The organism is Pantoea sp. RIT-PI-b (genome assembly GCF_001187905.1).
Taxonomy (GTDB): Bacteria; Pseudomonadota; Gammaproteobacteria; order Enterobacterales; family Enterobacteriaceae; genus Pantoea; species Pantoea nemavictus.
On the sequence record NZ_LGIS01000020.1, the window covers coordinates 83231 to 106122 of the forward strand.

Sequence of the window (22892 nt, forward strand, 5' to 3'; positions counted from 1 at the left end):
GTAACGCTAACCATCCGCAGGTAAGCCGTCAATGCTGTTATGGCAATAATTGCGCACGATCAGTTTAATCTTATTACAGTCATAGGCTTTGTATGGCTTTTCTTGACCTGTGGCATCTTGTAGAATGCGCAGCACAAAACCCTGACAACTATTGGGATATCCCAACCCGAATCACATGACGCTGCTTGCACTCGGAATCAACCACAAAACTGCACCTGTTGCGCTACGCGAACGCGTTGCGTTTACACCAGACACGCTGGAACTGGCGCTGAATAGCCTGCTGTCCCAGCCGATGGTGCAGAGCGGTGTGGTCCTTTCGACCTGCAACCGTACTGAACTCTACCTCAGTGTAGAGCAGCAAGCCGACCTGCAGGAGAAGCTGGTGCGTTGGCTGTGTGACTATCACGATCTGCGTGAAGAGGATGTGCGTAACAGCCTCTACTGGCATCAGGATAACGCGGCGGTCAGCCATCTGATGCGCGTTGCCAGCGGGCTGGATTCGTTGGTGTTAGGTGAACCGCAGATTTTGGGTCAGGTAAAGAAAGCCTTTGTTGACTCGTCACGTGATCATGCGTTGAGCAGTGAACTGGAGCGCATGTTCCAGAAAACCTTCTCCGTGGCCAAACGCGTGCGTACCGAAACCGAAATCGGCGCCAGCGCGGTGTCCGTGGCCTTCGCCGCCTGTTCACTGGCACGCCAAATCTTTGAATCGCTCAGCACCGTTAACGTGCTGCTGGTCGGCGCCGGTGAAACCATCGAGCTGGTGGCGCGTCACTTGCGCGAACATCACGTGAAAAAGTTGATGATTGCCAACCGCACCCGCGAACGTGCGCAGCTGCTGGCCGATGAGGTTGGCGCGGAAGTGATTGGTCTGGCCGATATCGAAACGCGCCTGGCCGATGCCGACATTATTATCTCTTCTACCGCCAGCCCGCTGCCGATTATCGGTAAAGGGATGGTGGAGCGCGCGCTGAAGGCGCGTCGCAATCAGCCAATGCTGCTGGTCGATATTGCCGTACCGCGCGATGTCGAGCCTGAAGTCGGCAAGCTGGCGAATGCCTATTTGTACAGCGTTGATGATCTGCAGGCGATCATCGAGCAGAACATGGCGCAGCGCAAAGCGGCTGCCGTGCAGGCTGAAAGCATTGTGGTGCAGGAGAGTGGCGAATTCATGGCCTGGCTGCGCGCACAAAGCGCGGTAGAAACCATCCGCGAATATCGTTCACAAGCCGATGAAGTGCGTGCCGAACTGCATGAGCGCGCCTTGATGGCGTTGCGTCAGGGCGCTGACGCGGAAAAAGTATTGCAGGAACTGGCCCACAAGCTGACCAACCGTTTAATTCATGCACCAACCAAATCACTGCAGCAGGCCGCGCGCGACGGCGACAGCGAACGCCTGCAGATCTTACGTGACAGCCTCGGTTTAGAGTAATCTGGTCAGTCACGACCTATCACTGGGATACCCGCTATTACATGAAGAGCTCTATTGTTGCCAAGCTGGAAGCGCTCCAGGAACGCCACGAGGAAGTGGAAGCGTTGCTGGGCGATGCCGGCGTGATTGCCGATCAGGATCGTTTCCGCGCGTTGTCACGCGAATATGCCCAGCTTAGCGACGTCACCCGCTGTTTCCGCGAGTGGCAGCAGGTGCAGGAAGACGTTGAAACCGCCGAAATGCTGCTGGAAGATCCGGAAATGCGCGAAATGGCGCAGGAAGAATTGAAAACGTCACGCGAGAAGCGTGAAGAGTTAGAGCAGCAGCTACAAGTGCTGCTGCTGCCGAAAGATCCCGACGATGAACGTTCGTGCTTTGTCGAAGTGCGCGCCGGCACCGGCGGTGATGAAGCCGCGATTTTCGCTGGCGATCTGTTCCGCATGTATAGTCGTTACGCAGAAGCGCGTCGCTGGCAGGTGGAGATCATTAGCGCCAACGAAGGCGAACACGGCGGCTATAAAGAGGTGATCGCCCGTATCAGCGGCGACGGCGCTTATGGCCGCTTTAAGTTTGAATCGGGCGGCCACCGCGTGCAGCGCGTACCGGAAACCGAATCGCAGGGGCGTATTCACACCTCAGCCTGTACCGTTGCGGTGATGCCGGAACTACCAGAAGCTGAAATGCCGGAAATCAACGCGGGCGATTTGAAAATCGACACCTTCCGTTCTTCCGGTGCCGGTGGACAGCACGTTAACACCACCGATTCCGCGATTCGTATCACCCACTTGCCAACCGGTATTGTGGTGGAGTGTCAGGATGAGCGCTCACAGCATAAAAACAAAGCCAAAGCGTTGGCGGTGCTGGGCGCGCGTATTCATGCCGCTGAAACCGCCAAGCGTAATGCCGCTGAAGCCTCCACGCGTCGTAACCTGCTGGGCAGCGGCGATCGTTCAGATCGCAACCGTACCTATAACTTCCCGCAGGGCCGCGTCACCGATCACCGCATCAACCTTACCGTTTATCGCCTCGACGAAGTGATGGAAGGCAAGCTGGATGCGCTGATTGAGCCGATTGTGCAGGAGTATCAAGCCGATCAGCTGGCGGCACTGGCTGGTCAGGACTAATGATCATTCGTCGCTGGCTACAGCAGGCTGTGGTAGCGCTCTGTGGCGGCGACAGCCCGAAGCGCGATGCGGAAATTTTGCTGGGTTTCGTCACGGGCAAGACCCGCAGCTGGCTGGTGGCGTTTGATGATGCGGAACTGGATACGGCGCAGCAACAACTGCTGAATACGCTGCTGGCGCGGCGTGTTAACGGTGAGCCAATTGCGCATCTGGTGGGCGAACGTGAGTTCTGGTCGCTACCGCTGCGCGTCAGCGATGCCACGCTGATCCCGCGTCCGGATACCGAAGTGCTGGTGGAGCAGGCGCTGGCGCATCTGCCAACCACCGGCCGCTCCGTGCTGGATTTGGGCACCGGAACCGGTGCGATTGCGCTAGCCTTAGCCAGCGAGCGGCCAGCGTGTCAGGTTATCGGCTGCGATCGCATTGCAGCGGCGGTGGAACTGGCGCAGGACAACGCGCAGCGCCTGCACATCAATAACGCCACCTTTATTCTCAGCCACTGGTTTGACTCACTTCCCGCCCAACGTTTTGACCTGATTGTCAGCAATCCGCCCTACATTGATGCCGCCGATGAACATCTGCAGCAGGGTGACGTACGCTTTGAGCCGCTCAGCGCGCTGGTGGCGGACGATCAGGGTTTAGCCGATTTACGATTCATTATTCACACCGCACCGGGCTGGCTGCAGTCTGGCGGCTGGCTGCTGTTGGAACATGGCTGGCAGCAAGGCGCAGCCGTTCGTGCCATTATGCTGCAGCAGGGTTACCAGGCGGTGAGTACCGTTGACGATTACGGCGGAAATCCGCGCGTCACGCTAGGACAATTTTTAATTAAGGAATAACGATGGCGAGCTGGTATCCCCTGATCAAACAATTTCATCTGCTAACCGTGGCCCTGACCATCAGCCTGTTTTTGCTGCGTTTTTACTGGCAGTGCAACGGCTCAGCCATGCTACAGCGCCGCTGGGTGCGGATTGCGCCGCACGTTAACGACACGTTTTTGCTGTTAAGCGGTGCGCTGTTAGTGATGATTACCCACTTTTATCCGTTCACCCCGCAAGGAAGCTGGCTGACGGAGAAGCTGTTAGCGGTTATTATCTACATCGCCTTAGGTTCCGTGGCATTGAGCCGTCGCCCACGTAAAATGGGGACACGTTGGATCGCCTGCCTGATTGCAATCGTAGCTTTACTGTTTGTGATTAAGCTGGCGATGACCAAAATGCCGTTATTGGGGATTGTATGACCTCGCCAGAGCAACTCGATTACAGTGAAACACCGTTGAGTGAAGCGGTGATTGGCGCCACATGCGCCATACGCAATGATTTTTCTGCGCCTTCTGTGCAACAACAGTTGGCCGCGCTGGTTGATGAAGCCCGTGAATTCGTTAGCAGTGAACAGGACGCCGATCTGCAGCTGGGTAAGCTGTTGGAACTGTTCTATCGCCAGTGGGGATTTGGCGGCGCCAGCGGCGTCTACAATCTCTCCGATGCGCTGTGGATCGACAAAGTATTGAAGAGCCGCCAGGGCACCGCGGTATCGTTAGGCGTGATTCTGCTGCATATCGCCGATGAGCTGGAGCTGCCGCTGATGCCGGTGATTTTTCCCACTCAGCTGATTCTGCGTGCCGACTGGCTCGACGGCGAAATGTGGCTGATCAATCCGTTCAACGGCGAGACGCTGGATACGCATACCTTAGAAGTGTGGCTAAAGGGCAACATCAGCCCAACCGCCAAGCTGTATAACGACGATCTCGATGAAGCCAAGACCATTAACGTGATGCGCAAGATGCTCGACACCTTGAAATCCGCGCTGATGGAAGAGAAGCAGATGGAACTGGCGCTGAACGTCAGCCAGGTGCTGCTGCAGATCGATCCGGACGATCCTTATGAAATCCGCGATCGCGGGCTGATTTACGCGCAGTTAGAGTGTGAACACATCGCCCTGACCGACTTGACCTATTTCGTTGAGCAATGTCCTGAAGATCCGGTCAGCGAAATGATTAAAGTGCAGATTCACGCAATCGAACAGAAACAGGTGACGCTTCACTAAGCGTCACAAGATATAAGGAAAGATCATGACACAGAAAGTAGTGAATATTGGCGATATCAAGGTCGCAAACGATCTGCCATTCGTTCTCTTCGGCGGCATGAACGTGCTGGAATCGCGCGATCTCGCCATGCGCATCTGCGAACATTACGTTAAGGTCACCGATAAACTCGGTATCCCCTACGTGTTCAAAGGCTCTTTTGATAAAGCAAATCGCTCTTCCATCAAGTCTTATCGCGGTCCAGGCCTGGAAGAGGGCATGAAGATTTTCCAGGAGCTGAAGCAGGCTTTCGGCGTGAAAATCATCACCGATGTGCACGAAGCTTCACAGGCGCAGCCGGTGGCTGACGTGGTTGATGTCATCCAGCTGCCCGCTTTCCTCGCACGCCAGACCGATCTGGTGGAAGCGATGGCGAAAACCGGCGCAGTTATCAACGTGAAGAAGCCACAGTTTGTCAGCCCTGGCCAGATGGGCAACATCTATGACAAATTCGTCGAAGGCGGCAACGATCAGGTTATTCTGTGCGACCGTGGCAGCAACTTTGGTTACGACAACCTGGTGGTCGACATGCTCGGCTTCAACGTGATGAAAAATGTCACCCACAACAGCCCGGTGATCTTCGACGTTACCCATGCGCTGCAGACCCGTGACCCGTTCGGTGCAGCGTCCGGTGGACGTCGTGCGCAGGTTGCTGAGCTGGCGCGTGCCGGTATGGCGGTTGGCATCGCGGGTCTGTTCATTGAAGCGCACCCAGAGCCAAACAGCGCCAAATGCGATGGCCCATCCGCGCTGCCGCTGGACAAACTGGAGCCATTCCTGGCGCAGATGAAAGCGATCGACGATCTGGTGAAGCGTTTCCCAGAGCTGGATACCAGCAACTGATTGTTATCAGATGTGAAAAAGGCGCCGATGGCGCCTTTTTTATTGCCTGATCGCCAGCAAGGGCGATCGGTCACTTACAGCATAATCGTCAACAAATACCCGGCAAACAGCGCCAGATGCGCGGCCCCGTTCAGCACGTTGGTGCGTCCGGTTGAGAACGAAATATGGCACAGAATCAGTACGGCGCTCATGATCACCATTTGTGGCGGCTCAAGGCCGAACACCAATTGCTGGTCGGTCAGGGTGGCAATAATGGTAACCGCCGGAACGGTAAGAGAAATGGTCGCCAGCACCGAACCGAAGAACAGATTCATCGCGCGCTGCACCTGGTTCATCAGCACGGCTCTAATCGCGCCTAAACCTTCCGGCGACAGAATCAGCAGCGCCACCAGGAACCCGGTAAACTGCGCCGGTGCGTTCAACTCGGTCAGCAGGCTTTCCAGCGGGTTAGCGTTCATCTTGGTGACGGTGATTACCGCAATCAGATGCACAATCAGCCACGCGGTATGCCACAGCGAACTGTGCGCTGACGGCTTGCCGTGGTGCGGATCGTCACCATCATCTTCGTGTTCATATACAAACAGACTTTGGTGGGTTTTGGTTTGAATCAGCAGGAACACGCCATACATCGCCGCAGAGATGGCAGCAATAATCAACGCCTGCGTGGTGGTGAAATTACCGCCTGGTAACGCATTGGGAAACACCAGCACCAGAATTGCCAGCGGGAAAATGGCGATCATGTACTGCTTAACGCCCGCCAGGTTGACGTACTGGGTAGCAAACTTGCGGCCTCCCAGCAGCAGGGCGAAGCCGACTAAACCGGCGGTCACTATCATGATGATGGAGTAGAGCGTATCGCGCATCAGCGCAGGCGCGGCATCGCCGGTGGCCATTAGCGCGGAGATAAGGCTAACTTCAAGAATCACGACCGAAAGGCTGAGAATCAGCGAGCCGTAGGGTTCACCTAAACGGTGCGCCAGTACGTCGGCATGACGTACAACGCTAAAAGCGCTAAAGAGGATGGCGACCAGCGCCAGCAGGTTGATGCCGATCACCGGCAGAAGCGCTGTCTGGTTGCCGAAGAAGCTCAGCACCGCCAGCGCAGCAACGGGGAAAATCAGTGAGTACTCTGTGTGACGGGTTTTCTCATGTGCAGGCATTTACCATCCTCTCCGGAAAAAAGAACCAAGCAGGCAATCATTGCCTGATAAATATAATGAGTTTTCTGACGCAACGCAGTGTAACTTTTCATCAGCTGTGCTGCTGTGACTTTACGCGATTTTACTAAAAGCGGTTATCAACCATAACACGACAAAAGAGTGAGTTATTGCAGGATTACGTCACATATTCATTGTGTTGCGATAGTGACAAACTCACTTATTAACGATATTCATCCCGTTAATTCTCCTTCATGCTCTGTTTTATAGTGGTTTAACCCTCTTTTATCGTTGTTGCCAGTAAAAGTGTGGGTTTGCGTTTTAGCGCATATGTTCCAGGCTTAACGCTTAGGGTTGAAACAGGAGGAACTATGCCTTATTCAGCAAACCGTGAGCTGCCGGTCAGCGTGCGTCATGTCTTGCCGAGCCACGCGCGAAGAGGTTGCCCATAAAGTCGCCTGGTCAGCGGTCAAGCAAGAGTACGCTAAAGGTGAAGACGACAAGTGGCACCCTAAACATTAATTTCCCCTGCGGGCTAATGCGGCCCGCCGCGCCATTTCCCCTCATCATTCAAGTTCCCCGCCAGGCAGCCGATGCTATTTACACAGAATTTCCCTTTTGTGATCGGGGTCAATCTTGAAATTTTTGTTAAAAATGAATTAATGTCTTCTCTTAAGTCGATGCAACGCGCATCGCCTGTAGACATCAGTTTTCAGCAAACACACCGGCAAGATGTCAGTGCAGCAGAGGAGGTACAGTGTTAACGCGGGAATTTTTATTAAAAGCAGATTGTAAAACATCATTTGGCGATATTGATGAAGCACTGTTCTGGAGTTGCGAAAAGCGTGCGGCATCGCTCTCTGCCACGCTTGCCTGTCGCCCTGACCAAAGTCCGGTGTGGATTTTTGGCTACGGTTCGCTGATGTGGAATCCGATTTTTGAAGCGGCCGAAGTCGCACCGGGCCGTTTAGAAGGCTGGCATCGCGCCTTTTGTCTGCGTCTGATTGCCGGACGCGGCACCGTTACCGCACCCGGCCGCATGCTGGCGTTGAAAGAGGGCGGCTCAACCAGCGGGCTGGCGTTCCGTTTGCCGGAATCGCGTCTGCACGATGAACTGGAGCTGCTGTGGAAGCGTGAGATGATCACCGGCTGCTATCTGCCCACCTGGTGCGAACTGCAGCTGGAGGATGGTCGCAACGTTACCGCGCTGGTGTTCATCATGGACCCGCGTCATCCGCTGTATGAAACCGACTCCTGCCGCCGCACCATCGCACCGCTTATCGCGCAAGCCAGTGGCCCGCTGGGCACCAACGCACAGTATCTGTACGCGCTGGAGCAGGAGCTGGGTAATCGCGGTATGCAGGAAGAGGCGTTGACGCGCCTGGCGGCAGAAGTCAGAGCGCTGCAGAGTTCCGCAGCGCGCTAAGACTTATTACTGTGCTGGGTTGATCAGCCAGGTTCCAGGCTGATCGATGGTCAGTGATTGGCTATAAACCTGGTTGCCGTTACGCACTTCGATGCGATAGTTACCGGCAGCCAGATTCAGCGAGGCAAATCCGCTGCTCGAGGGTTTCACATCTTTGGCTTCCCCATTCAGCATCACATTCTCGCCCGCCTGCAAGCGCAGATAAACCGTTGCCACCGTGGGCGAACTGCTCACCGCGCTACTGCCTTGCGCAGCAGGCGCTGCCGGAGCGGTGGTAGCCGCGACGGGCGGCGCTTCGCTGTGACGATTCGCTTTCCATACCACCACCACCACCGCCAGAATGGCAATCGCGGCGGCTGCCACTAATCCAGGCGATAAGCGGCGCACGTTGCGCGGGGTTAAGGGCTCAACGGCTGCTGCAGCGTGATTGACCGCCAAAACCTGCGGTTCCGTTGTGACCATGACCGGCTCTGCTGGCGCAGGAGGCTCAGCCACCGTCGGTAAAGTTGTCGAGAGCGCTTCGACATCGCTGACCGGCAGGTCGATCAAACTGGCAAAGGCATCAATGCTTTGCGGACGATCCTCGGGCTTCATCGCTAACGCGCAGTCAATGGCGTGCAGCAACGGCAGCGAATAGCCTTCCGGCTGGCGCTCTACCAGCGGTTGATAGTTATCTTCGATACAGCGCACCACGCTGACCGGCGGCGCATGACCGGTGATCAGATTGTGCAGCACCGCACCGAGGGCATAAATATCGGTCCACGGACCTTGCTCGATTTCGCCTTCTTCACTGTATTGTTCAATCGGGGCAAAGCCGGGCTTCAGCATGATCTCGGTTTCGTCGGAAAGGTTGCCAATCTCTTTGCGCGCCGAACCGAAGTCGAGCAGCACCGGCAGCTGGTTCTCCTGAATCTGGATGTTATCCAGCGAGATATCACGATGCAGATAACCGGCGGTATGGATGGTATCAATCGCCCCAAACAGCGGCGGCAGCAGACGACGGATCCAGCTTTCATCAATGCTGTCCGGGCTGGTGATCTGCCACTCTTTCAACGTCATGCCGCTGTAATAGAGCGTGCCCATATAGGCGGTACCGTTCTCTTCCCAGAAGCGCAATACGTGCAGCAAGCCGGGATGATTGAAGCGTGCCAGCAGGCGCGCCTCCTGAATAAAGCTGTTGCGTCCTGCGGTAAATAACTTATGGAAACGCTCACCGCGCAGTTCCAGCGACATATCCGCCGCGCGTACCGCCAGCGACACCGGCATGTACTCTTTAATGGCGATAGTGCGCTCCAGCTGATGATCCCAGGCACGGTAAACAATGCCAAAGCCGCCGCCGCCAATCACTTCCTTGATTTCAAATTCATTAAACCGGTAGCCCGCAGGAAGGGCGTTAGGTGTATGGTTTTCGTTTGCCGACATAGTGAACTCTCTGAACACGTCCTGAAGCGCCCCGTCATACGATTGACGGCAGGCAACGACCGCTAATTAATTAATGTTACGCCAGGCACCAATCGCCGGATCGGCGAGATCCGCATGCAGGGTGTCAATCAGTAACACAGTCACTTTTTGCTGTGGCATAAACTGCGGCGACCAAACGCCGCGTAATGTTTCAACCCGCTTCTTCAGAACATCGTTATCCTGGTCAGCGGTTTTGTCCATCTTCACTAATAGCGTGCCGCTAAAGCGCCACACATGTTGTTGGGCATCAAAGGGCAGCACCAGCCAGCTATCATCGGCATCCGGACGCGTAACAATCATGCGCTGGTTATTGACCGAAACCACTTCCAGCGGCGGACCGCTCATTTTCAGGTCAGCAATGGGATAGCCCTGATAGAAGTTGAGCGCCACTTTGTGCGCTTTGCCTGCGCTCATCAGCGTCATGTCGCTTGGGCCTTCCAGCCAGCCTTCCGTAGAGCAGTGCTGTTGTGGATTATCCGGAATAAACAGCGATTCGCCTTTATCGTCCCACCAGGTACGGAAGTGGCAGCCGCCGGGCAGCGCAAAATGCTGCAGCGGTGTGCTATCCGCCGGGCGCGACAAATCGAGTGGCGCCGCATTAGTACTGGTGGCGCTGACGGTGGCATCGTTTAACACGATCGGCCGCCAGTTCTGCAGTTTGGCCGCGCTGCCGTTTGCCAGCACGCTGCCCTCTTTGTTGGTCATCTGCCACGGCAGCTCATCCAGCAAACCGCACTGATTTGCCAGCAGCGTACCGACGCGCGGCAGGAAGCTGGTTAAAATGCTGGAGTCGGTGCTTTTGCCGGAAACGATGCGCAGCGGCAGCGTCTCTTTACACCAGTCATTGGGCGCCTTACTGGCCACGTCATCGATATAGACTTCCAATGACAGGCTCGGGGAATACACCACGCGATAATCTTCTGCCTGCGCATTTAAGGCCAGCAACAGGGTTGCGAAGCCCGTCAACCACACTTTCATAAGAATCCTTGGATCAATAACGTGACGGCAGAAAACGTGCCGCATCAGCCTGGGAGTAAAGCAGCGTCGCTTCCTGCGGTTCGCCAATCCAGACTGCCAGAGCGCTGAGATTGTCGCTTTTCACACTGCGGTTAACGGCTTGTTCCATCAAAGTCAGCCACTCTTCGCAGGCATTTACCATGCGCAGTGCCAGTTCCATTTCGTGGGTGGTGAGATTGAGCCAGAATCCGTCGCTGCAGACGAGAAACGCGTCGCCATCGGTGAGTGAAATAACCTCACTAAACGTGGCCGGGCGTGCAGGCTCCACACCGAGCGCATTATAGAGTAAATTACTGTTAATGCCGGTATTTTCATAGCCCGCCTCACGTAACTGCTGGGCCAGACTGTGGTCACGCGTCACCTGATTCAGCACTCCATGACGGAAGTGATAAACCCGGCTATCCCCGGCGTGCGCCCACCATGCGCGCTGTTTTTCGCGGTCGATAAACAGCGCGGCGAGGGTGGTGCTCATGCGTGAAAAATTCGGATTTTTTCCCTGTGCCTCAATCAGCACCTGCTGGCAGTGTTCGATGGCGGCGCGCGTGCTTTCCGGGGTAAAGGTCTCGCTGTGCTGTAACTGCGTCAGTAAGGTATCGCGCACCAGCTGAGCGGCGATATCACCGCCAGGCAGACCGGCAACGCCGTCACACACCAGAAAACAGGCTTTGTGATCGTCCAGTTCGGCGCCGGTGCGGTCCTGATTTTCGTCGCGCATACCTTGCTGGCAGCGGCTGGCAAACATCATCTTCATGCGTCTTCGGTCCGCGTCTGAGAATCTTTGTACTGATTCACTTCCATATCATAGGCATGCAGGAAGGCTTCGCCGAACAGCGTGTGGAAGTCATCTTCAATTTCACCGGCGGTGCGCTGATAGTGGCGCGAGAAATAATCCCACATTGCCGCTTTGCGACCGCTGCTGAACCCAAGCTTTGGCAACACGCCATCTTTACGCGCCTCCTCTTCAAGGCGCTGCGGGCTAAACGATTGCAACATCGCGGCGATAATGGCGCGGATACCGGCAATCATGCCAAGCTGATGCGCCTGTAAATCCACCAGCGCATCACGCACCGCCGGTTCCGGCGGCATAAAGCCGGGCATCTGGCTTTGATACATCTGCATCAGCACGGTTTTACCCGATGGCAGAATTTTAAACGGGTTATTGGCTTCATTGAGGATCATCGTCATGTCGGCTTTCACGCCGCGCTTCAGAATCGAGCGCGAGGAGAGCAGGGCGACGGTGCCTTGCGAGAACAGACTTAGCATGCGGCCGGTCACGCGCATCTGCTCTTCGGTGATGGTGGTTTGCTGGCCGTTGTTCAGCCCCATGCCTTCCAGCAGCGCGGCGATCAGCTTGTCCTGGCTGGCACCAGGTAACACGTTCGGTAACGTCGGCGCATCGCTTTGTGGGTCGATAGCCAGACGCGGATCGTTGCGGCGCTCAGCGCGGGCGACAGGTTCGGGGATGGCCTCCGGCTGCTGTAACATGCCAAGCGGATCGTCGGTGTTGTCGGCAAAAAAAGCCAGCGGATCGCCCCGACTCGCGTTGAGGTTATTGGGATCGCGCACCTCAAGCCCGTACTCACCAATTTGTAGCGTATCACCATCTTGCAACGCCACTTGCGAACCGCGTTGCAGCGCGACGCCATTCAGCACCACCGAGGTGACGCTGCCTTGATTGGTTAAACGGCACTCGCCTTCCGGCGAAAGGTGTACCAGCGCCTGCAGACGCGATATCGCACGCGATTCGTCGGGCAGTACCAGATCGTTATCCTGACTGCGGCCGATGGTGCCGCCGGGCGGTTTGAAATCAACCGTTTTTGCCGGCACATCCGTATTGCACTGCACAATGGTAAATTGCATGAGTCTTCCCGTTAACAAGGCAAACGCTGCGGCCTATTCAAACATCGGTGGATAGAGGCCGTTGCGGCCCGGCTGTGCACCAGACGCCGGGTTAAACAATAACGTAAACAGTTGCGCAGTAAGCGGGCCACTGTGCTTATGCGTGGCATGGCTAAAACCGTCACTGCGATTACTCCACCAGTAGCTGATGTGCTGCTGCGGATCGAACCTGTCGGCCACTTCACGCCAGCTTAGCGTGCAGGGCAAATCCTCAAAACCAATCACGTCCATAATGTCGCTGCGCTGGGTATCCGGCACCATCAGCGGCGACAAATGCTGCATTTGCTGCTCCAGTGCATCGGGGTTGAGCCGATCGCGTACCGCGTGCAGCAGCAGCGCGCCAAGCTCCTGAAACCAGTCGCCGGACATCGCCAGCTGCGCACTGTGCCAGTGGCTCAGTGGAAAACTACGCAGCGCCAGCAGCGGCCAGGCACGGCCCACGCGATCGCTCGAGGGCAGCAGACAGCCCATCTGCACCTGCTGGCGCAGCGGCGAAAGCGGTAACACAAAATTCCACACCGGCGCCTGCAAAAACTGCGCGGTGCTGGCACCCGGCTGCTGATGCCAGTGCATCAATCCTTGTTGAAACCAGTGGCTCCATGGCGTCACGGTATGTTCGCTCAGACGCTGGCGCAAAAAATCGCCGGTAGCCGGTAACTTGCCGTACCAGCCCGGCGCAGTGTGTGTCGGCATCGTTACCTCACCATTACTCACTGTGTCTGGTCAATCGCTGCGCAGCGGCATGCGGCGCAATCGCCAGCGTATTGCTACTTTCACCGGCATTTTTCAGATTCTCCGCAAGCTTGCGCATCATTAATGCGTTATCGCGTGCATACGGCGAAGATTGAATCTGCTGATCCAGCAGCTGGCTAAGATGCCAGTCGAGCTGCTGCAAATCACGCGCGCTGACATCACTGGGCAGCGTACGCTGCAGGTTTTGCATCAGCCAGCCACGCAGAAACTCGCCGTCATAATTGCGCGGCTGATACAGCATCTGATAGGCACGCAGCGCATTGCGACTGTATTCGTTATCGTTGCCCGGATCGTCACGCAGCAAATTAGTGATCTGCTGGGCCACGCGTGGCAACAGGAGAGACTTAAGCGCATTTTGATAAAGCGCCCACGCCGCATCGCTTACCTGGGTACCACGATACAAACCCACGCGCATGGTAAGCGGTGGATTGTCGAGGGAAAAACGCTCAGACAACGGCAGTTTTACCAGGTTATTTAAGAAGGGTAGCAGATCAAAAATATTATCGGCGGGCTGATGAATCACCTGCTGACTTTGCACGGTGATCGGCGCAATGCGCTCAGCTACCTGATCAAGATAACGCTGATTCTGCACGTAGCTGGTGAGCCACAAACAGGAGAGTAGCAGCAGGGCGCCGGTGAGCACGCCATAGCCAATCCAGTGGAACAGGCGGTTACGGTATTCCCAGTGGCGATTGCTGCCTGCTAAACCGCTTTCGCGAAACACCAGGTCACTCAGCAAATCACGGATAAAGAAACTCTGGCCTTTATTGCCGGGAATCGGGCTGCTGCGATTGACGCTATCCCAGGCTGCCAGGCTGCTTTCACCAGTATGCGGCAGCTGCAATTTGCGGTTCAGCTCACCCATGATGCGGTCAAACGGCAAACCTTCCTGGGTGCCGCTGGTAAAGAACAAACCGCGCGCCGACCAGGCAATTGGCTCCTGATGGCTGGAGAACACCACGTCGAGGTACTCATTCAGCAGCGGACGCAGCGAGCTGAACTCCTGTGGGAACAGGAAGCTATCAGCGCGCTGCGTCAAATCGCGTTCGCTGGCCATCACGTTGGCCAACTGCTGCTGCAAACGCTGCTCTAAGTGCTGATATTGCTGGCTAAAGCTGCGGTGCCAATCATCTTTATGCGGTTTGCCCGGTTCCCACGGAAAGGTAAAGCCCCAGATGGCATCGCGCTGCGGCTTGCTCTGGCTGCCGTAAAAGCTCATAAAACCTTTCAGCAGATCGGTTTTGGTTACCATCACGTAAACCGGGAAATGGATGCCGGTGTGCTGATGCAGTTCCGCCATGCGCTCACGCAGCGCGCTGGCCTGCGCATGGCGCGCCTCCGCCGAATCGGTGAGCAGATCGGAGACGCTGATAGTCATGATCACACCGTTGATTGGCTGGCGAGTGCGATAGCGTTTCAGCAGGTTGATAAAGCTTTGCCATTCAGCGCCGTCGCGCGCGCGCTGACTCTCCTGCAAGGCGTAACGGCCAGCGGTGTCGATCAGCACCGCGCTGTCGGTAAACCACCAGTCGCAATGTCGCGTACCGCCGACGCCGCGGATGGCCGCTTTGCCGAGGCTGTCGGTCAGCGGAAACTCTAATCCGGCGTTGAGCAGCGCCGTGGTTTTACCGGCACCCGGTGCGCCAATCATCACGTACCACGGCAACTGATAAAGGTAGTGACTCTGAAAGCGTGCCAGCCAGCTCTTCTGATGACGACGACCAAATTGCGTGCGCTTGAGGCGCAGTGCTGCTTCGCTGAAGCGCTGCGCCAGCAGCGTTTCGGTAGCCTGACGATCGGATAACTCTTCCTGGCTCATCTGCTGCAAGCGATTGAGCAGCTTGCTGTTGAACCAGCCGCGCCACAGCGCCGGAATAAACTGGAACAGCAGCCACAGCAAGAACAGCAGACCCACCACCAGCTGACGCGGCAATACCGGCTCGAGCGGCCGCGTATCGCCCCAGCTCCACAGCGGGCCGAGCATCCACAGCACGCAGCTGAGCGCGGTGACGCCAATCAGGCTCCACAGTAAGCGATGGGTTAAGAGATGTTGCAGTGATGCGCGCATCATTGGCCTCCCTGATGATTGCCGAGGGTTTCCGGTGTCGCAAACAAGGTGATTTCCACCCGGCGATTGCGCGCGCGGTTTTCATTGCTGTCATTCGGCAGCAGCGGATTACTGTCGCCGCGACCTTCCGCTTTCACGCTGTGGCCTTCAGCTAACTGCGGATTAAGCAGCTGCGTCACCGCGCGTGCGCGGGCAAAAGAGAATTCATAGCTTGAGGCGAAACGGCCGTCGACCGGGCTGTTATCGGTGTAGACCGAAACCAGCACCGTGCCTTTCACCGTCTTCATCGCGCTGGCAACGTGGGCCAAAAGCGCGCGACCCACCTGATTCACCACGGTGCCATCACTGGAAAACAGTTTATCGGCGGGAATGATCACTTTGCTGCCGAATGCGCCGTCGCTCACTTCCAGCTGACCAGCGGCAATCACATCATTAAGGCGTTGATGGAGATCGAGCAGCGCCTGCGGCGAAGTAGGGCGACGGCCGGGCGTGATTTGGGGCAAGGGAGTTTGATAGATAGTACGTAACAGCGGTTCGGCCGCGTTGCCCAGTCGCCAGTTCAGCCCGCTATAAATCAGGCTGGCCACCAGGGTCGCTAAGGTCACGCAGGCCCATAGCGGCACCATCGGACGCGTTAAGGTGCTCACCAGCGGATGCACTTCCACCAGCGGTACCGCGGCATTCGCGCTCGACGGGCGGTTTTCAGCAATCAGTTGCGCCAGACGTTTCCGGATGGCTTCGCACTGCACGCGGCCATTCTCACTGCCGCGATAGCGCCCTTCATAGCCGAGCAGCAGGCAATAGTGGATCAGTTCCAGCAGCCAAAGATGCTGCTGTGGACTTTGTGACACGCGCGAAAGCAGCTGGAAAAACTTCTCGCCGCCCCAGCTTTCATTATGAAAAGTCACTAACATGCCGTTACCAGACCACACGCCGCGCGTGCCCCACGGCGTTTGCGCCGCGGCTTCATCCAGCACGCTGCACAGGCAGTAGCGCGCGCCGATGATCATCTCAAACGGCAGCCCCGCTTGTTTACAGCGCTGCTCAAACTGACGGATCTCTTCGATCAGTAACTGACGCAAACCGGCAGGATCGTCATGCGTGGCGGCCTGCCGTATGCGGACGACGGCATTCAGAATCGGTGCTGCGGCATTAAGCAAAAGGTTATCATTGCCCGCGACAATGCCATCGCGAGCAAGGGAATCCTGAGTCATTAAATCTTGGTTATCCAGGCAAGGGCGAAAATCACAGCCATATCGACAAGCACTGTGCGCCGGATTGCATTATCAGTCTAAGATCCAGGTCGCGGTATCGTTAGTGCGACAAGCTTTACTGGCGCCCCCAACGGCCACACAGACCTGTTTGCTGTTACGGCGAGGACGTGGACGATCGCTACGGATGGTCGCGTCATAACGGCTGCTCTCCACGCCGGCTTTTGGCGGAATATAGCCGATAAGCTGACCATTCGGTTCATCAGCCACCGCAAGCCAGCTGTGTTCAACACGACCCAGAACTTCAAACGGTTTGGCGTTATCGAGATAGCGCACCACCTTGCCACCAAAATCAGGCGTGGTCATCACGGAAGCCGCATACAGTGCGCGATAGCTCTCATTAACCGGCGTGAACTCAGCAGGTGCTGCCACCGCATGACGATGGACCAGTTGCACGCCATTTACTTCGCTGGTTACCAGTGTGTCATCAGTAACGGGCGGCGGTGGCGCTTTACAAGCAGCCAGACTTAACACCGCGAGTAAGACAAGCACGAGACTCTTATTCACCATGATCCTCAAATTTCATCAGATTAGCTGCAGAGTAATCTGCGGCACGGGCCGGTTAGGCAGGCAGATTAGGCAGCAAGAAAGCCATCAAAAAAACAGACAGATTACAGAAAGATAGTGCTGAACTAAGTCTACCTAAGACTTTTGAGAATTCAAACCATTGCACCACTCGAAATCCCGTGCTAGCGGGCGAAAAAGCAGCGCAGGCCGATGATATAAAACACATAGTCACGGTGATAGATAAGCTCAGTTAATTTATTCGGTGCGGTAAGCGATACACGTTGGCGTAACGGCTTTTGGTGGCTGCTAGTGCCAATCATAAATGGTAAATAAGATTAATCTATTTATGTGAAATAAAAAAGATTGCCCAGGGAAACAATTTTCTTAATTTCGGAATTTCCGCGCCCGATTCTGCCGTTATTTATCCTGGTACGGCACGGGTTTTGCTTAATCTCTCATTTCAACGCCAACGTCAGTTTGCACAATTTATGTGCATCCTGCGCCTTCAGACAGTGCAAATTGGCGGCTTACTGCCCGTTTTAGCCGTGATCCGGCGGAAAGATAAGGCAAAATCATTGGCACACCGTTTGCAATATCCCACTTACATTGCGCATTTGCTTCACGTTGCTGCAGAGGCGAGTGCTTTGGATAAAGGCGTCCTACCCATGTTGAACTCATGGCACAGGACGCCTTTTTTTATGCCTTTATCACTACGTCTGCTGGCGATGGCTGCACACAATTTCACTTATGGCTAAATAAACTCACATTTCTCCCCTTTAATCCGCGCTTTAGCCTGAGCGGGTTTTGGCATTCTATGCTCAGAATTCCTGCCAGCTGAGGTGCGTTGTGGCTGAAGAGAGTAACGAGGACAAAACAGAATCGCCCACACCCCACCGACTTGAAAAAGCGCGTGAGGAGGGGCAGATTCCGCGTTCGCGCGAGCTGACTTCAGTGATGATGCTGTTGATTGGGCTGCTGATTTTGTGGGTCGGCGGTAACAGCATGGCGGAGCGCCTGGCGAGCATGGTGGCCACCGGTTTTCGTTTTGATCACGGCATGGTAAGCGATGACAAGGTGATTATTGGCCACATCGGCAGCCTGATTAAACAAGCGGTGATTGCGCTGCTGCCGCTGATGGGCGGTTTAGTGGTGGTGGCCCTTGCCGGACCGATGGCGTTGGGTGGTCTCAACTTCAGCGGTAAATCCATCAAGTTCGATCTCAAGAAGCTCAATCCGTTAACCGGCATCGGCCGCATGTTCTCCGGACAAACCGCGGCCGAGTTGGTGAAGTCGATCATGAAAGCGGTACTGGTTGGCGTGGTCGCCGGTTGGTACATCTGGAGCCATTGGGAAGAGATGCTGCGCCTGATGAGCGAATCGCCGGTCAACGCGCTGCACCACGGTCTAACGCTGATGGCCGCCTGCTGCGGGCTGATCATGCTGGGATTGTTCCCGATGGTCGGTTTTGACGTGTTCTGGCAGCTCTACAGCTACTTCAAAAAACTGAAGATGACGCGTCAGGAAATCCGCGACGAACACAAGCAAAACGAGGGCGATCCGCACGTCAAAGGGCGTATTCGTCAGGCGATGCGGGCCGCCGCACGTCGCCGCATGATGGCCGATGTGCCCACAGCGGATGTCATCGTCACCAACCCGACGCACTACTCGGTGGCGCTGAAATATCAGGAAGGCAAGATGAACGCGCCAAAAGTGGTAGCGAAAGGCGCGGGCGATATTGCACTGAAAATTCGTGAATTAGCCAAAGAGCACCGCATCCCGATTCTGGAAGCGCCGCCGCTGGCGCGTGCGCTGTATCGACACACGGAAATAGGCCAGTTCATTCCCGGCGCGCTGTATGGCGCAGTGGCAGAAGTGCTGGCCTGGGTTTGGCAGCTACGACGCTGGAAGCGTGAAGGCGGCCTGATTCCAAACAAACCAAAAAACCTGCCGGTTCCGGCAGACATGGACTTTGCAGGAGAGAACAGAAACGATGGCTAATTTAGCCGAGAAGCTGCGTTTACCGGGCAACTTTAAAGACACGCAATGGCAGGTGCTGGCGGGGCCGGTACTGATCATGTTGATCCTGTCGATGATGGTGCTGCCGTTACCCGCATTCATTCTTGACCTGCTGTTCACCTTTAACATTGCGCTGTCGATCATGGTGCTGCTGGTGGCGATGTTTACCCAGCGCACGCTGGAGTTCGCCGCATTCCCAACCATTCTGCTGTTCTCGACGCTGCTGCGTCTGGCACTGAACGTCGCTTCCACGCGTATCATCCTGCTGGAAGGTCACACCGGCGCCGATGCCGCCGGACGCGTGGTGGAAGCCTTTGGTCACTTCCTCGTCGGCGGCAACTTCGCTATCGGTATCGTGGTGTTCATCATCCTCGTTATCATCAACTTCATGGTCATCACCAAAGGTGCTGGACGTATCGCCGAAGTCGGCGCGCGTTTCGTGCTGGATGGTATGCCAGGTAAGCAGATGGCGATCGATGCCGACCTCAATGCCGGTTTGATTGGTGAACAAGAAGCCAAACAACGCCGTACCGAAGTGACGCAGGAAGCCGATTTCTACGGCTCGATGGACGGTGCGAGTAAGTTCGTGCGCGGTGATGCCATCGCCGGCATCCTGATCATGGTGATTAACATCATCGGCGGCCTGCTGGTCGGCGTGGTGCAGCACGGTATGGATCTCGGTCACGCCGGTGAAACCTACACGCTGTTAACCATCGGTGACGGCCTGGTAGCGCAGATCCCCGCGCTGGTGATTTCCACCGCGGCAGGTGTCATCGTGACGCGCGTGGGCACCGATCAGGATGTCGGCGAGCAGATGGTGACCCAGCTGTTCAAAAATCCGCGCGTGCTGATGTTGAGCGGCGGCGTGATTGGTTTGCTCGGTCTGGTGCCGGGTATGCCGAACCTGGTGTTCCTGCTGTTCACCGCTGCGCTGTTGGGCCTGGCCTGGTGGTTGCGCGGTCGTGAAATGCAGCCGAAGAAACCCGCAGAATCCTCAGGTTTGGTGAAACCTCAGGAGACGCCAGCCACTGTGGAGGCGTCATGGACCGATGTGCAGCTGGAAGATTCGCTGGGGATGGAAGTGGGCTATCGTCTGATTCCGATGGTCGATCACCTGCAAAACGGCGAACTGCTGGGCCGCATCCGCAGTATTCGTAAGAAGGTGGCGCAGGAGGTCGGTTTCCTGCCGCCGGTGGTGCATATCCGTGACAACATGGAGCTGCCGCCCGCGCGTTATCGCATCCTGATGAAAGGGGTGGAGATTGGCAGCGGTGATGCCTATCCGGGCCGCTGGATGGCGATCAACCCAGGCACCGCCGCCGGTTCGTTGCCAGGTGAGCCGACCGTCGATCCGGCCTTTGGTCTGGCGGCGATCTGGATCGATAGCGCATTGAAAGAGCAGGCGCAGATTCAGGGCTTTACCGTGGTTGAAGCCAGCACTGTGGTAGCAACCCACCTTAATCATCTGATTGGCCAATACGCCAGCGAGCTGTTTGGTCGTCAGGAAGCGCAGCAGCTGTTGGATCGCGTCACCCAGGAGATGCCGAAGCTGACCGAAGATCTGGTACCGAGCGTCATTACCCTGACCACGCTACACAAAGTGCTGCAAAACCTGCTGACCGAACGCGTATCGATTCGCGACATGCGCACCATTATTGAGACGCTGGCAGAACATGCGCCGGTGCAGAACGATCCGCAGGAGTTGACCAGCGTGGTCCGCGTGGCGCTGGGACGTGCCATCACCCAGCAGTGGTTCCCGGGCAATGGCGAAGTGCAGGTGATTGGCCTCGATGCCACGCTGGAGCGTCTGCTGCTGCAGGCATTACAGGGCGGCGGTGGACTCGAGCCGGGTCTGGCCGATCGCTTACTGGTGCAGGCGCAAGGTGCGCTGCAGCAGCAAGAGATGGCGGGCGCGCCGCCGGTATTGCTGGTGAATCATCCGCTGCGTGCGCTGCTGGCGCGCTTCCTGCGCCGCAATCTGCCGCAGCTGATCGTGCTGTCGAATATGGAACTGACCGATAACCGTCAGATCCGCATGACCGCCACCATTGGAGGCAAGTAATGCGCCGCTGGTGCTGGGCATTAATGATGTTGCCGATAATGGCGATGCCGCTCACGGCCAACGCGGCCAGCGGTGCCTGGACCGCCAACGCCAGCGGCCCCAGCCTCGGCGTGCGCGGTAACTGGCTGAAGACGCCGGCGCTGCGTGCGCCGTCATCCGCACCGGGCACTATTTCTGTGGTGAACTGGCGCTATCAGCTCAGCCGTCCTGCGCCGTCGGGTTTGCTGGTGCGCTTATGTGCCGCCGATCGCTGTGTCGAAATCGAAGGGGCCAGCGGCAGTACGCGGGGTTTAGCCAACGTCGCCGCAGAAGAGACGCTGCATCTGGCCTTTGGTTTTCAGGGCAAGGGCGCATTGCCGCCGGGCTTGCGCGTGGTGAGCAGTGAAGTGACGGTGAATTATCAGTAACCATGAAACTATCGGCGACGCTTATGGCGCCGCCGATAGTCTCAATTAAGGTTTATCCCCCTGACTGAAGAGGGGTGGCGAAGCCAGCTTTGCATCCTGCCTTAATTCCTTAACCTGCTTCGCACTCACCTTAGCCGCTGCCGGATTACCAAACTGCTGACTGACAAAGTTACTGACGTCAGCCACCTGCTGATCGCTCAGCTCCGGCGCAAAGGCGGGCATAAACACGTCGCCTTCCGTCATGTGACGATGCACACCGTTGAGGATCACTGACACCACGTTGGGTGCATCTGTCGCACCGGTGCTGGTGTGGTGGAACAGCGATGGATAAGCATGGAAGCCCGTGCCCGATCCCGCACCTTCCGCACCGTGACAGCTGGCGCAGTTACCGGCAAACAGCACCGCACCGGGCTGCGCGTTGCGCGTTGCGTCATCTGCGCCGCGCAGTGCAATCAACGCGGTTGACGCTTGTCCCCAGCTATCACGCGGCCTGGTTTGCTGCTTATCCGCCTGTGGCTTGACGCTGCGCAGATAGGTAGCGATATCTTGCAAGTCACTGTCCGGCAGATATTGCAGGCTGTGCTCAATCGCTTCGGCCATCGGGCCGGAGGCGCTGGCTTTGTTAGCGACAAACCCGGTTTTCAGGTAGGTCACCAGCTGCTGCTGGCTCCAGTTGCCAATGCCCGCCTGCTTGTCCGGTGTAATGTTGTACGCCGTCCAGCCACCGAGATCGCCACCGGCCAGCGCGTGATCGCTGTCCATGCCCATGGTCAAATTACGTGGTGTGTGACAGGTGCCGCAATGCGCCAGCGCTTCGACCAGATAGCGACCGTTATTCCACTGCGCGCTCTGCTGCGCATCGTTCTGTAATTCGCCCTTATCAAAGTTAAACCACTTCCAGAAGCGCATGCCCCAACGCTGGTTGAACGGGAACGGCAGGTCGGTTTGGGGTGAGGCCTGATGTACCGGCGGCATCGAGAGTAAATAGGCTTTAATCGCCAGCACATCGTCGCGCTTCATTTTGGTGAAGGAGTCATACGGCATTGCCGGATAGAGCTGCTCACCGTTTTTGCCAATGCCGTCGCGTACCGCGGCAACAAACTGATCGTCACTCCAGCTACCAATACCGAACTGCTTATCGGCGGAGATATTGCTGCCCCAGATCTGACCGAAAGGCGTACTGACGGCAAAGCCGCCGCCAAACAGCGGACCGTTGGTGGCGGTATGGCAAGCGGTACAGTCGCTGGCGCGTGCCAGATATTCACCGCGTTTAATCTGCGCGGCGTTGTCTGCCGCCTGAGCCACGGCACACTGCATCAGGACCAGCGCGATAGCGGCCTGAAGTAATACAGGTTTCATCGGGTAA

At 56.5% G+C, this 22892-nt stretch carries 20 protein-coding genes and 1 pseudogene; 11 read left to right on the plus strand and 10 right to left on the minus strand.

All coding sequences use genetic code 11. The annotated features are described in order from the left end of the window. The first annotated feature begins 175 nt into the window (after positions 1 to 175). From hemA to kdsA, 6 genes are read left to right on the plus strand one after another with little or no spacing between them, the layout of a single operon-like run. Complete coding sequence (hemA, locus tag AC790_RS12935) at positions 176 to 1432, plus strand: glutamyl-tRNA reductase (RefSeq protein WP_007892893.1); 1257 nt, start codon at positions 176 to 178, stop codon at positions 1430 to 1432. Positions 1433 to 1473: 41 nt separating this feature from the next. Next, a complete protein-coding gene (gene prfA / locus AC790_RS12940) occupies positions 1474 to 2556 on the plus strand; it encodes a peptide chain release factor 1 (RefSeq protein ID WP_007892891.1) in 1083 nt (360 codons plus the stop codon). Then, positions 2556 to 3395, plus strand: a complete 840-nt coding sequence (gene prmC / locus AC790_RS12945; RefSeq protein ID WP_049852047.1) for a peptide chain release factor N(5)-glutamine methyltransferase — start codon at positions 2556 to 2558, stop codon at positions 3393 to 3395. The genes prfA and prmC overlap by 1 nt, the downstream gene beginning before the upstream one ends. A gap of 2 nt (positions 3396 to 3397) precedes the next feature. Further along, positions 3398 to 3796, plus strand: coding sequence for a SirB2 family protein (locus AC790_RS12950; protein ID WP_049852048.1), 399 nt, complete (start codon positions 3398 to 3400; stop codon positions 3794 to 3796). Beyond that, entirely contained in the window at positions 3793 to 4602 is an 810-nt protein-coding gene (sirB1, locus tag AC790_RS12955) for an invasion regulator SirB1 (RefSeq protein ID WP_007892883.1), read from the plus strand. Before AC790_RS12950 ends, sirB1 begins: the two co-directional genes overlap by 4 nt. A 25-nt stretch (positions 4603 to 4627) precedes the next feature. Beyond that, positions 4628 to 5482: a 3-deoxy-8-phosphooctulonate synthase gene (kdsA, locus tag AC790_RS12960; protein WP_049852049.1), complete on the plus strand. Its 855-nt coding sequence runs from the start codon at positions 4628 to 4630 to the stop codon at positions 5480 to 5482. A gap of 74 nt (positions 5483 to 5556) precedes the next feature. Here kdsA and chaA read toward each other — a convergent pair whose 3' ends face one another. Continuing rightward, positions 5557 to 6642 carry a sodium-potassium/proton antiporter ChaA gene (gene chaA, locus AC790_RS12965; RefSeq protein WP_007892878.1) on the minus strand — a complete coding sequence of 362 codons (1086 nt, stop codon included), beginning with the start codon at positions 6640 to 6642 and terminating at the stop codon, positions 5557 to 5559. A gap of 368 nt (positions 6643 to 7010) precedes the next feature. Here chaA and AC790_RS24235 point away from each other — a divergent pair. Continuing rightward, positions 7011 to 7161 (plus strand): annotated as a pseudogene (locus AC790_RS24235) (ChaB family protein). Positions 7162 to 7396: 235 nt separating this feature from the next. Next, complete coding sequence (locus AC790_RS12970) at positions 7397 to 8065, plus strand: gamma-glutamylcyclotransferase (protein ID WP_007892873.1); 669 nt, start codon at positions 7397 to 7399, stop codon at positions 8063 to 8065. A 6-nt stretch (positions 8066 to 8071) separates the two neighbouring features. On the opposite strand, the gene AC790_RS12975 is transcribed toward AC790_RS12970, so the two are convergent. The 8 genes from AC790_RS12975 to AC790_RS13010 form a co-directional block, all read right to left on the minus strand. Then, positions 8072 to 9487, minus strand: coding sequence for a serine/threonine-protein kinase (locus tag AC790_RS12975; RefSeq protein ID WP_007892872.1), 1416 nt, complete (start codon positions 9485 to 9487; stop codon positions 8072 to 8074). A gap of 66 nt (positions 9488 to 9553) precedes the next feature. Further along, a complete protein-coding gene (locus AC790_RS12980; protein WP_007892870.1) occupies positions 9554 to 10504 on the minus strand; it encodes a hypothetical protein in 951 nt (316 codons plus the stop codon). Positions 10505 to 10517: 13 nt separating this feature from the next. Further along, entirely contained in the window at positions 10518 to 11294 is a 777-nt protein-coding gene (locus tag AC790_RS12985) for a PP2C family serine/threonine-protein phosphatase (protein ID WP_049852050.1), read from the minus strand. Further along, entirely contained in the window at positions 11291 to 12403 is a 1113-nt protein-coding gene (tagH, locus tag AC790_RS12990) for a type VI secretion system-associated FHA domain protein TagH (RefSeq protein ID WP_007892865.1), read from the minus strand. Before tagH ends, AC790_RS12985 begins: the two co-directional genes overlap by 4 nt. 33 nt (positions 12404 to 12436) lie before the next feature. Further along, entirely contained in the window at positions 12437 to 13135 is a 699-nt protein-coding gene (gene tagF / locus AC790_RS12995; RefSeq protein WP_007892859.1) for a type VI secretion system-associated protein TagF, read from the minus strand. Positions 13136 to 13148: 13 nt separating this feature from the next. Next, positions 13149 to 15263 carry a type VI secretion system membrane subunit TssM gene (gene tssM / locus AC790_RS13000; RefSeq protein WP_007892857.1) on the minus strand — a complete coding sequence of 705 codons (2115 nt, stop codon included), beginning with the start codon at positions 15261 to 15263 and terminating at the stop codon, positions 13149 to 13151. Further along, positions 15263 to 16477: a type IVB secretion system protein IcmH/DotU gene (icmH, locus tag AC790_RS13005; RefSeq protein WP_007892855.1), complete on the minus strand. Its 1215-nt coding sequence runs from the start codon at positions 16475 to 16477 to the stop codon at positions 15263 to 15265. The genes tssM and icmH overlap by 1 nt, the downstream gene beginning before the upstream one ends. 72 nt (positions 16478 to 16549) lie before the next feature. Then, complete coding sequence (locus tag AC790_RS13010) at positions 16550 to 17044, minus strand: SH3 domain-containing protein (protein ID WP_180821976.1); 495 nt, start codon at positions 17042 to 17044, stop codon at positions 16550 to 16552. Between the two features lie 843 nt (positions 17045 to 17887). Here AC790_RS13010 and flhB point away from each other — a divergent pair. The 3 genes from flhB to AC790_RS13025 are packed head-to-tail and all read left to right on the plus strand — an operon-like array spanning position 17888 to position 21526. Then, positions 17888 to 19039: a flagellar biosynthesis protein FlhB gene (gene flhB, locus AC790_RS13015; protein ID WP_049852051.1), complete on the plus strand. Its 1152-nt coding sequence runs from the start codon at positions 17888 to 17890 to the stop codon at positions 19037 to 19039. After that, positions 19032 to 21119: a flagellar biosynthesis protein FlhA gene (gene flhA, locus AC790_RS13020; RefSeq protein ID WP_049852052.1), complete on the plus strand. Its 2088-nt coding sequence runs from the start codon at positions 19032 to 19034 to the stop codon at positions 21117 to 21119. The genes flhB and flhA overlap by 8 nt, the downstream gene beginning before the upstream one ends. Further along, a complete protein-coding gene (locus AC790_RS13025) occupies positions 21119 to 21526 on the plus strand; it encodes a flagellar protein FlhE (RefSeq protein WP_049852053.1) in 408 nt (135 codons plus the stop codon). Before flhA ends, AC790_RS13025 begins: the two co-directional genes overlap by 1 nt. Before the next feature lie 45 nt (positions 21527 to 21571). Here AC790_RS13025 and AC790_RS13030 read toward each other — a convergent pair whose 3' ends face one another. Continuing rightward, on the minus strand, positions 21572 to 22885 hold the full coding sequence (locus AC790_RS13030; protein WP_049852054.1) for a cytochrome c: 1314 nt from the start codon (positions 22883 to 22885) through the stop codon (positions 21572 to 21574). Positions 22886 to 22892 lie beyond the last annotated feature (7 nt).